Annotated in this window: 7 protein-coding genes; 5 read left to right on the forward strand and 2 right to left on the reverse strand. The window is 56.1% G+C overall.

Annotation, left to right across the window (positions count from 1 at the left end; translation table 11 throughout):
• Positions 1-85: 85 nt before the first annotated feature.
• The gene (locus AAFO90_RS23200; RefSeq protein ID WP_347510949.1) at positions 86-946 is read right to left on the reverse strand and encodes a multicopper oxidase domain-containing protein; all 861 of its coding nucleotides are present in this window, start codon (positions 944-946) and stop codon (positions 86-88) included.
• A gap of 322 nt (positions 947-1,268) precedes the next feature.
• Here AAFO90_RS23200 and AAFO90_RS23205 point away from each other — a divergent pair, with 322 nt between their 5' ends.
• From AAFO90_RS23205 to AAFO90_RS23220, 4 genes are all read left to right on the forward strand, one after another.
• Positions 1,269-1,706 (forward strand): transcriptional repressor, encoded by a 438-nt coding sequence (locus AAFO90_RS23205; protein WP_347510950.1) that lies wholly within the window; start codon positions 1,269-1,271, stop codon positions 1,704-1,706.
• Positions 1,707-1,974: 268 nt separating this feature from the next.
• Positions 1,975-4,326, forward strand: coding sequence for a cation-translocating P-type ATPase (locus AAFO90_RS23210; RefSeq protein WP_067625926.1), 2,352 nt, complete (start codon positions 1,975-1,977; stop codon positions 4,324-4,326).
• A gap of 61 nt (positions 4,327-4,387) precedes the next feature.
• Entirely contained in the window at positions 4,388-4,888 is a 501-nt protein-coding gene (locus AAFO90_RS23215; RefSeq protein ID WP_067625943.1) for a L,D-transpeptidase family protein, read from the forward strand.
• A 208-nt stretch (positions 4,889-5,096) separates the two neighbouring features.
• On the forward strand, positions 5,097-6,446 hold the full coding sequence (locus AAFO90_RS23220; RefSeq protein WP_082849484.1) for an efflux transporter outer membrane subunit: 1,350 nt from the start codon (positions 5,097-5,099) through the stop codon (positions 6,444-6,446).
• Between the two features lie 63 nt (positions 6,447-6,509).
• Here AAFO90_RS23220 and AAFO90_RS23225 read toward each other — a convergent pair whose 3' ends face one another.
• Positions 6,510-7,112: a recombinase family protein gene (locus AAFO90_RS23225; protein ID WP_015061889.1), complete on the reverse strand. Its 603-nt coding sequence runs from the start codon at positions 7,110-7,112 to the stop codon at positions 6,510-6,512.
• Positions 7,113-7,281: 169 nt separating this feature from the next.
• Here AAFO90_RS23225 and AAFO90_RS23230 point away from each other — a divergent pair, with 169 nt between their 5' ends.
• Positions 7,282-8,427 carry a DUF4158 domain-containing protein gene (locus tag AAFO90_RS23230; RefSeq protein ID WP_347510951.1) on the forward strand — a complete coding sequence of 382 codons (1,146 nt, stop codon included), beginning with the start codon at positions 7,282-7,284 and terminating at the stop codon, positions 8,425-8,427.
• Positions 8,428-8,506 lie beyond the last annotated feature (79 nt).

Below are 8,506 nucleotides of genomic sequence, written 5' to 3' on the forward strand. Positions count from 1 at the left end.
GCGCAAGGCGGACCCAGACCTCATCTGTCAACACAAACCGCTCTTCGTTCATTCAAACCTCCATTTTGGAAGCTTGAATCAGATTTCAGCCAGCTTGGGAATCCTGAATGTCCACAGACCCTAGTATTCCGCGTTCGCCCTGACACTGAGTGATGAGGTCAACAGTGCGCAGGGTCGGCGTCAACGTCGTGCCTTGATTGTAGTAGTCGAAAAAATTGCCATGAAGGTGAAACGAATTGATCGGATCAAACTCGACGGCATTTATCAGATAGACACGCACCGGCCGGTTCTTTTCGATCCTGATCGGGGTTTTCATATAGGCGAATGCAATTGTGTTGGCCGCGTAGAATTCATTTTCGTCATCAAAGTTAGTATCAAAGGCGTTCATCACCATCACCAGTTCCTGCCACTCCGCATTTTCGGCGGCTCCCATCAGGCGCGAACGGGCCACGTCTGCCAAGGCAGGATGCTTTTCCGGATCAGGATCAACGACAAAGGCACCGTACATCCCCTTGGCCATATGGCGTTTCAGTGGCAATGCGTGACAATGATAAAGATGGCAGCCGAACGGTTTGGCGTCAAATTCGTAGGTAAATTCCTCACCTGGGCCAATCATGCCCGGAGTTCCGTTTACGCCATCCATCCGCGCTGAATGAATGCCGTGGAAATGCATTGAATGCGGATGGGATCCCAAATTTCGGAATACGACGCGGATTCGGTCACCTTCCTTTGCACGCAGGGCTGGGCCGGGGACCCGGCCGTTGAACGTCCAGGCAGGAAAAAAGACGCCTGGAGCAATCTCAATTTCCTTGTCCTCAGCGTCGACCTGGAAGGTTCTTAGGGTACGCCCGTCTGATAAGATTTCGGTCGTACCGACATCCCAATCCGTCAGCATTGCCACCGGGTCAAAGCCGTTGGCCAGGTTGTCCACATCGCCAACGGTCATCATATTTCCATGTGTTGCCATTGTTGGGGCGGATACAGATGGTCCCTTAGCCTCCTGTGCCGCCGCTCTGTTTCCAACAGCGACGGAGCCCCCTGCGGCCGCAAGACCTGCCAAGAGAACGCCGCGCCGACTTACAGTCTCGTCCCGAGGATCTGCGGGATTCATGTTTGTCTCCAAAGAATGCTGCCGAACGCATTGTTATTGATGGATTGAGGTCGCTGGCGGGCAGCCACCGTTCTTGCGAATCATTCGCATTATGTATTACTCTAAACGCAATTGAGAATTAGTTGCAACTAGGGATCCTTCCCTGAGGAGAGTGAGTATGACATCGGACGGGCGACAGGATCAGGACCCAGCCGGATCACGTGCATGCGACATCATTGCCAGCAACGGGTTGCGCATCACCAATCAGAGGGTGGCTTTATTGAAGGTATTGCTCGAGTCTGATGATCACCCAGATGCCGTCGAACTATTCCGCCGCTTAAAAGCATCAGATGCGTCAATATCCCTAGCCACAGTTTACCGAAACCTTGCATCTTTGGAAAGTATCGGCGTGGCTGATCGGCATTACTTTGAAGGGCATGGTGCTAGATATGAAAGCGCAATTTCAGAGCACCATGACCACATTGTTGATTTGGATTCTGACGAAGTTATTGAGTTTAAATCGGAAGAAATTGAACAATTACAACAAGAAATCGCGCAAAAGCTTGGCTACGAGGTCGTTCACCATCGCCTTGAACTCTATTGTCGGAAACTGTGAGCGCGCACTATCGCAAGCGCTGGAAGGCAGGGGGCCCTTTAGCACCCGGGGGGCACCGCCCACCGGAGCCTAGAGCCCGGTGACCCGCAACAGGTGGGCAGGGGTCAAGTCAAAGGCTGAATGTCATCGGATCGAGGGACCGAACAGGGTCGCGATGGGTAAGTTCTGACTGTTGCGGCCGCCCGATCAGAACATGAAAGAAACTTCTTGAACCTCTAGCAACTGAAGCTCCTATCTTTGGCTCAACGCTTATTCTCAGAGGTTTCCCATGCCCCACGACGGTCCAGACACGCATCCGCACGGTCATCTGGATGATCGCAAAGACACAAAGGCTTGCTGCGGCCAGACGGCCGAAGTCACCGCGCAGGTGGCAGCACCTCCGCCATCCGCCGGACGCAGCTTTCGCGTCAACGGGCTGGATTGCGCCGAAGAGGTCGCGATCCTGAACAAGGTCGTCGGACCGGAAGTCGGCGGCAGCGAGCATCTGGCGTTCGACGTGATCAATGGGCGAATGACCATCCTTGAAAGCGCCAAACCGCTCAGCGACGACAAAATCATCAAGATCGTCGGCTCGACCGGCATGAGCGCGAAGATGTGGGATGCCGAAAGCGCCGAAGCGGACCAGGCGGCCCATTTTGCGCGCCAGCGTCTTTTCACGGGCCTGAGCGGTGGCTTCTGGGCTGCGGGGTTCCTCTACCATATCGTCGAGACCGGGGCCGGAGGCGCACTGAGGCTCTTCTCCGGTCATGGCGAGACGTCTATGCCTCTGGTCGAGATGGGGCTGTTCATGCTGGCGGTGGTGTTCGGAGCCTGGCTGGTCGCCCCCAAAGCATGGTCCGCCGCGCGTAGATTGTCGCCTGACATGAACCTCCTGATGATCGTTGCCGTAGCCGGTGCGATCGGGCTGGGCGAGTTTTTCGAGGCGGCGACGGTCGCCTTCTTCTTTGCTCTGTCCCTCGCTCTCGAATCCTGGAGCGTGGGGCGTGCCCGCAATGCGGTCTCGGCCCTTCTGGACCTGGCTCCGCCAACAGCGCGGGTCATCCGTGCCGACGGATCGGAGACCGACGTTCCCGCCGTCGAGGTTGCGATCGGTGATCGCTTCGTGGTGCGCGGCGGTGATCGTATCCCTCTTGATGGCGAAGTCACCGAGGGTCGTGGCGATGTCGATCAGGCTCCTATTACCGGAGAAAGTGCTCTTGTGGCAAAGGAAACTGGCGATGAGGTGTATGCCGGGACGATCAACGGTGATGGCACACTGACGGTTAGGGCCACCAAGGCCGCAGGCGATACCGTGCTCTCGAAAATCATCCGAATGGTAGGCGATGCGCATTCGCGCCGGGCCGAGGTGGAGCAATGGGTCACGAAATTCGCCCGCATCTACACGCCCATCGTGATGGCGCTGGCGGTTCTGATCGCCGTCGTGCCGCCGCTGCTGTTCGCGGGGGCGTGGAACTACTGGTTCTACAATGCCTTGGTTCTTCTGGTGATCGCCTGCCCCTGTGCGCTGGTCATCTCCACGCCGGTTTCCATCGTCGCCTCGCTCGCGGCCTCCGCGCGCAACGGCGTGCTGATCAAGGGCGGTGCCTATGTCGAGGCCCCCTCGCGTATGACCGCCCTGGCAATGGACAAGACCGGAACGATCACCATGGGCGAGCCGGAGGTCGCGGGCCTGCATCCTTTAGGCGGCACGGCCGAGCGCGACCTTCTGAGTGCCGCTGTCGCGCTGGAAGCCCGCTCTTCGCATCCTCTGGCGCGGGCCATCCTGGCGCGCGGCGAACGCGATGGGCTGAAGCAGTCGGCGGCTACCGACACCCAAACGGTGCCGGGCCGCGGCGTCGAAGGAACATGGGAGGGCCAGCCCGTCTGGCTCGGTTCGGATCGCTTTGCGACCGAGAAAGGTCTCGGTGACGCAATCCCCCGCGATCTGCTGGAGCGGATCGAGGGGGCTGGCAGCACGCTCGTGGCCGTGGGCTCCGGAAGCCGCCTGCTGGGCCTGATCGAACTGCGCGACCGCATCCGCCCGGATGCGAAGGAGGTCGTGGCACGCCTGCATGCCCAAGGCGTGAAAAAGATCATCATGCTGACTGGTGATAACGAGCGCACGGCACGCGCTGTGGCAGCAGAGGTCGGTATCGACGAGGTTCGCGCGGAGCTGCTGCCAGAGGACAAGGTGACGGCAATCGAGGAACTCGTTGCCAACTATGATGTCGTGGCAATGATTGGCGATGGCGTGAACGATGCACCTGCCATGGCGCGGGCGCATTTCGCCATCGCTATGGGTGCGGTCGGATCGGACGCCGCTATTGAGACCGCCGATATCGCGTTGATGACAGATGATATTGCCAAGGTGCCGTGGCTGATCGGGCATTCACGCCGGACCATGGGCATCATTCATCAGAATATAGGCATCGCACTGGCGACCAAGGCGCTGTTCGTCGGGCTGACGGCCTTCGGCATGGCGACAATGTGGGGTGCGATCGCTGCGGATGTCGGCGTGTCGCTGCTGGTCGTCGCCAACGCGCTCAGGCTGCTCCGGACCAAGAAAGATCGGCCGGACCCGTCCGGGGGAGAGAAAGTGGGAGAGAAGATGGCGCAGGGAGCCCTGGCGCACGGCCATTGATTGATCAGGCATACCGACACCAATATGAGTGGACATATAAAAAGATCGAGCGGACGACATGATGAAAACGACACGCCGAACGGCACTCTTGGGTGGACTGGCACTCGGCCTTGCGGGATGCGCCAGCAAGTTCCGGACCTACGACGGGCCCGCAGTCACCCGGTTGCAGATGTTCAAAAGTGACCGGAACCTGTTCCTGTTCAACAATACCTCGGTCCTGAAAGCCTACCGGATCGATCTGGGTTTTGCGGCGGTGGGGCCCAAGCAATTCGAGGGTGATGGAAAAACGCCCGAGGGAACCTATACAGTCGACCGCCGCAATCCCGACAGTCTGTTCCATCTCTCCATCGGCATCTCCTATCCGAACGAGGCCGATATCGCCTATGCCGCTGCACAGGGACGTGAGCCGGGCGGCGACATTTTCATCCATGGCGGGCCACGACCCGGTATCGACGCGATCAAACCAGACTGGACGGCGGGTTGCATCGCGGTGTCGGACCGCGAGATTGAGGATATCTACGCGATGGTGCGGGACGGGACGCCAATCGACATATTCGCATAGCATCGTACCGGCCTTGGCTGGCGGTTCATAGAACCCGTGCGAGAAAGAAAGAGGATCTTGGAGTTTTCTAGAACTCGACGGCTCTGAGTACCTCTAGACAAGCTTTTACTTTTCAATTACTTAGCTGCTCATAATAGCGTGCCGGGTGAAACATCTCCATCACATCCCCAGCAAATCCAAAAGCTAATCCAATATACAGGAATGACAAATGAACCGTCCCTATCTGCTTTTTATCCTAGCATCCACGGCATTGGTTTCATGTACCGCTGTTGGCCCTGACTATACGCCACCTAAGACACCATTAGAAACGTCGTTCATTGGCGGTGGCGGGGCTCTCGAAGAGGTCGCGCGCGATGAATGGTGGAAACGGCTAAATGACCGGCAAATGAACCGGCTAGTAGACCGCGGCCTTACACAAAACATCGATATTGCAACGGCTTTACAACGTATCAAAGCCGCAAATACAGACCTGAGGCAGACAGGTACCGCTGGCCAATTCTCAGGTGGACTGGATGCACAGGCGCAAAGAAACAATGGTAACCCAATATCAGGTGATCCCTCTGAAAGTGCGACGTTCGGGGCGAATTACATCCTCGATATTTTTGGTGGTGTTCGCCGTGACGCGCAGCGCGCGGCAGCGGGTGTAGAAGCAGCCAAGTTTGATGCTGGCACTGTCCGGCTTGCTCTGGTTTCCGGTGTTGTTTCCAACTATATTGACGCGCGGTATTTTCAGGAGGCATTGGCTTTAACACGACAGAATATCGCGAGCCTCCGCCGGACCCAGTCCTTGATCAGAGCTCAAGTTGAGCAAGGCGCATTGTCAGAATTAGATCTTGCCCGATCAGCAGGTCAGCTGGACACAGCAATTGCCGACCTCCCTCCGCTTGAAGCCGCATTCGAAGCCCGGGTTTTTGCAATCGCGACATTGTTGGCCGAACCAGCTCAGCCGCTGCTTAAACAGATGATTGCAGGCGCACCACAACCTTATCCTCGCAGCAAGGGGTCAACAGGCGTCCCTGCTAATCTGCTCCGCAATCGTCCAGATGTATTGGCCGCTGAACGCCGTCTAGCTGCCGCAGTTGCCGGAGTAGGTGTCGCAGAAGCAAAGTTGTACCCATCGGTCACTTTATCTGGCTCGGTGACAGCGGCAAACCCGTCAGAATGGTCCTTTGGTCCAGCACTTTCATTGCCCATCCTCAACCAAGGTCCGCTACGCGCTAGGCGAGATGCGGCTATTATTTCAGCCACGACCGCCGAACTGGAATGGCGTGCACAGGTGTTGGCCGCGGTGGAAGATGTGCAAAAAACTCAAAGTGAATTTACACGAAAACAAAGAGAGGTGGCCGCATTGCGCGCTGCTCAACGATCAAGGGATCGTACTCTTCAGTTGAGCCGCAAAGTTTTTGAACTGGGAGAACTGAACTTACCAGACCTGTTGGACGCCGAACGATTTGCAAACGCAGCACGCATATCCCTCGCAGCAGCAGTAAGAGATTTGGCCCAATCGTGGTCAGCACTTATGGTGGCGACTGGTCGTGGATGGGGCGACGTAAGCTAAAATTGGCGTTCTCTACCTTGGGGTCTATCAGCATAAAGGTACCAAAAGTCCCACAGGATTTAGCTACGCTTTATGCGCGTCTGAGTGGTCAGGTCGCAGCTGTTTGATGCGATCTGTGGGGAAGTATTTGTAGAATGCGGTGCGGCCAATTTTGAGCTGGTCAATGACGTCGCCGATGAATGGGTAGTTTTCGGTATCCTTAAGCATGGCTTCGGCATGTTTGATGTTTTGCTCGTTCATAGCCTTTGGCCGACCGCCTCGGCGTCCGCGTTTTGCGGCGGCTTTGAGACCGGCGCGGGTGTTTTCAACAATCAACTCACGTTGAAACTCGTCGAAGGCTGCTGTCATGTGGAAAAATAACCTCCCCTCTGAAGTGCTGGTGTCGATGTTCTGGGTCAGGACTTTAAGGGCGATGCCGCGCTCAGCGATGTCGGAGGCTGTTTTGATCACTTGCGTGAGAGACCGAGCCAGTCGGGAGAGCTTCCAGACGGCGAGCGTGTCCCCCTCGCGTAGATAATCGAGGGCCGCTTTGAGCTGGGGGCGGTCGCGATGGGAACCGGATGCTTTCTCGACGAAGATCCTCTCGCAGCCGATATCGCGTAGCGCATCCATCTGAAGTGCGGGGTTCTGATCCATGGTGGAGACGCGGGCGTAACCGATAAGCATGTTTTTTGTTCACAAATCCTGTTTCCAGCATCATAAACGAACCTGTGATTCCGAACAAGGTAAACGGCCTGATATTCTTAGGTCATGAAACCCTGCCGGACATTGGCCGCACCTGTTCGTTAAACGACGGTTTTGAGAACATCAATTTTTTGGAGAAGCTATGGCCAGAATGCGTATCTTGACCGCGAGCGAACAAGAGGCGTTCGATAAGCCGCCTCTGTTTGACCACAAAGAGCGCAAGCAGTTCTTCGATCCCCCAAAGGGCTTGATGGAGATCGGGGCCAGTTTGCGCAGCCCGGATGGTCAGATTGGGTTTCTGCTAATGTGTGGATACTTCAAGGCAACCAAGCGGTTTTACCAACCACAGGATTTTCATGAGCGCGACATTGAAGCCGTCGCCAGAGTTTTAAGATTGACCAGTGCTGACTTTTCACCCGTTGCCTATGCCAAACAAACACGCGCACGCCATCATCTACTCATTCTGGATTTTCACGGCTTTGTGCCTTTCGATGAGAGCGCCAAGAGCGCCTTGGCCATTGAAATCGCAACGATGGCACGGATGCATTTGAAGCCCCGGCTCATCTTTGATCGCTGCGTGGATTTTCTTGTTCAGCATCGGATTGCGGTTCCAACGTCCCGCAGCCTGACAGACAGCATTAGCACCGGTCTGCATGACCGTAAGGTAGAATTGATCGGTCTAATGGATGATCATCTCAGCCATGAAGGCCGACGTCTGCTGGATGATCTATTTGCTGCGCCTGAGGGCACAACCCGCTACCGGCTAACCCTACTCAAAAAGCTATCGCAATCGACCAGGCCCACAAAGATCAAAGAAGCCGTTGCTGACTTTGAGATACTGTCAGATATTCATCATCAGTTGGACGGCACTCTGGCAAAGCTTGATCTTGGGGTGGCAGGCATTCGGTATTTTGCGGGAAGTGTCCTGAAGTCTCGCATGTTCCAGCTCCAACAAAGGAACCAAGCTGACCGTTACATTCACGCCACAGCTTTTGTGGCGCACCAGTTCTACCGTTGCCAGGATAATATGATTGATCTGTGGCTCAGCGTCATGGCGAATTTTAAATCGGTGACGGCACGGGAATACCAAGAAACACTGGTGCAAGAGCGTAAAGATCAGCAGAGCCAGATTGAGATTGTCATCGATGGCTTAGAGGTTTCGGTCTTTGGCGTCTTGCGTGGCATTCGCGGTGTCATGGAAGCAGCGAGCCTGTCGGACGCCGAAAAAGTCGCCGCTACAACGGCACTTAGCAGTGTCCCAACGATTGGTGTAATTTCCGCCGTTAGCGCGGGCTGAGCGGAGCCTTTTCGTAGCGAAGCGAGGCCCGCGCGGGCCGCTTGGCGGCCACGGTTGTTCTTCGGCTAAAGTTTGGTTT

The organism is Phaeobacter sp. CAU 1743, from assembly GCF_039839315.1.
Lineage (GTDB): Bacteria > Pseudomonadota > Alphaproteobacteria > Rhodobacterales > Rhodobacteraceae > Phycobacter > Phycobacter gallaeciensis_A.